We start from the raw sequence: 2179 nt of genomic DNA, 5'->3' as shown, positions 1-2179 counted from the left end.
TTATGTCTACAGCAATTACAAGTTTTATATCCAACCCTGTAAAATGGCTAATTTGTTACATCTCATGGGTTGAAAATTATTTTACTAATCCTCGCTAATCCTACCCCGACCCCTTCTATTGCTAACACAAAACTAACAAAATTTGATAATCTATATCATTTTCCCAATAGCCTTTTTCAACTCATCAACCTCTAAATGAGAGTAGGTGTTTGCGGTCAAAGCATAATCTGCATGGCCAATCAACTTTTGAATGTGGAGGGTATCTACTCCTGCGACTGCAAGCTTGGAAGCGAAAGTATGTCTGCAGCTGTGAGGGGTAAGATCTGACCTGAATCCATATTGCTCCATCAAGGGATTAAAGAAATTTGCCCTGTAATTATCAGCATTCATTTTCCTGCTGGTCTTAGTGACAATTAGAGCTTCATTGTCCTGATCATACCAGTATTTAATATACCCCTGTATTTTAGGGTGGATTGGAATCACCCTGTCCCTACCAGCATCCGACTTGATACCTCCCGTTATGACCATATTCTCCAAATCTATGTTGAACCGGGTCAAGTCCATCAGTTCAGAAATCCTCATCCCAGTATAGATCATTATCAAAATAGGATTGATGTAAGGATCTTTGACTGCCAGCTCGTGCAGTCTCTTAATTTCGAGATCTGTGAATGTAGTTTTTTGAGATTTATTCTTCTTGGGCATATCAATGTATTTGGAGTAGTCTTTTGTAACAATATCGTTCTTATTGGCATGCCTGTATAATTGACTCATTAGAGTTTTTACCAGGGATATTGTACTGTGTGACATACCCTCATCGTCCATTTTATTAACTACATGCTGTAAATGGGCTGTTCTTATTTCTGCAAACTTCATACTACCCAATGAAGATAACTTTTCCCATGCATATTTATACATCTTCATTGTCTGGTCAGTTGTGTTTCTCTCTTTTTGTGTTCTCCACTCATCATATACTTTTCTTAATGTAATGTTCTTAACAGGTTCATAAGCCCCAACATTGTAAGCATCTAAAAGCGCTTTGGCTTCAGTACTGGTTGTGGCATATCCTACTATGGTTTTAACTGGCTTTTCTTGACCTTCCACTTTGTTAGTCTTAATAGCAATCCATGGCTTACGTCTATTCCCATGTAGTTTATATACTGATCCTGTTCCATTACCTCTTCGCATATGATCACCCTCTTATAATATATCAAGGACAGCTACCAATTTGCCTATAATTCGAACATCGCCTTTAGTGTATACTTTTGTCTTAAACTCAGGGTTTTCACTTACTAGTCTTATTGATCCGTTTTCAAAGTATACTCTCTTTAAAGTTGCCTCATCATTGTCAATCATAACAGCTGCAATTTCACCATTTTCAACTGTGGGTTGTTTCCGAATGAATGCCAGATCTCCATCAATAATCCCTGCTCCAATCATGCTCATTCCCTTAACTCTTAATATAAAAGTAGCATTGACTATGTAATCAATAGTGAAATAACCCTCGATATTATCCTCAGCAAGGATTGGTAAGCCTGCTGCAATATTCCCTAAAATTGGAAGTTTTCGAGCTGAACGGTAGGAAACCAGCATCTCTTTATCTAATGTCTTTTCATCATAAACTGGCCTTAAATCCTTATTCATTAAATCATCCAATGATACGCCCATAATCCCCGCAATATCGGCCAATATTCCAGAAGAAGGTATTCGCTTACCAGATTCCCATTCGCTGACTCCTGAACTACTTTTGTAACCTAATGTTCTTGCCAACTCTATTTGTTCCATTCCTGCCTTTTCTCTTAAGTATCTTAAATTAGTCGGAAAATACAAACTCATTGCCATCACCTCCTCTTGTGATTACATTATACCCAAAACAATCGAATTATACAAAACAAATTTCTATAAAATCGAAAATAATTTCTTGACTTCAATAATGTCGAAATGGTAATATGTACATAAGAGAAAGGAGTGAGCATATGGCAAAGAAGACATTAAGGCAGATAAGGAGAGAAAAAGACTTCACGCAAAAACAACTCAGCCAGCTCACAGGGCTAACTGAACGCATTATATCAATCTATGAAAATGACATAAATGCGTTACGTGCTGCAAGTTTTTACAATCTCGAAAAGCTTGCAATTGCCTTGGGGGTAACAGTGGATGATATTTTTTTGGGCTAAGTTTC

Annotated in this window: 3 protein-coding genes; 1 reads left to right on the top strand and 2 read right to left on the bottom strand. The window is 37.3% G+C overall.

Annotation, left to right across the window (positions count from 1 at the left end; genetic code table 11):
- Positions 1–150: 150 nt before the first annotated feature.
- Entirely contained in the window at positions 151–1185 is a 1035-nt protein-coding gene (locus tag ACKVDP_RS13695; protein WP_409229463.1) for a tyrosine-type recombinase/integrase, read from the bottom strand.
- A 12-nt stretch (positions 1186–1197) separates the two neighbouring features.
- Positions 1198–1833, bottom strand: coding sequence for a transcriptional repressor LexA (gene lexA, locus ACKVDP_RS13690; RefSeq protein ID WP_409229462.1), 636 nt, complete (start codon positions 1831–1833; stop codon positions 1198–1200).
- Positions 1834–1973: 140 nt separating this feature from the next.
- Here lexA and ACKVDP_RS13685 point away from each other — a divergent pair, with 140 nt between their 5' ends.
- On the top strand, positions 1974–2174 hold the full coding sequence (locus ACKVDP_RS13685; RefSeq protein WP_409229461.1) for a helix-turn-helix domain-containing protein: 201 nt from the start codon (positions 1974–1976) through the stop codon (positions 2172–2174).
- Positions 2175–2179: the final 5 nt, after the last annotated feature.

The sequence above is a fragment of the Gudongella ferriphila genome, from assembly GCF_046224405.1.
In the GTDB taxonomy this organism is placed as follows: domain Bacteria; phylum Bacillota; class Clostridia; order Tissierellales; family Tissierellaceae; genus Gudongella.
Note: the sequence above shows the minus strand (reverse complement) of the source record. Positions and strands in the feature narration are given on the sequence as shown.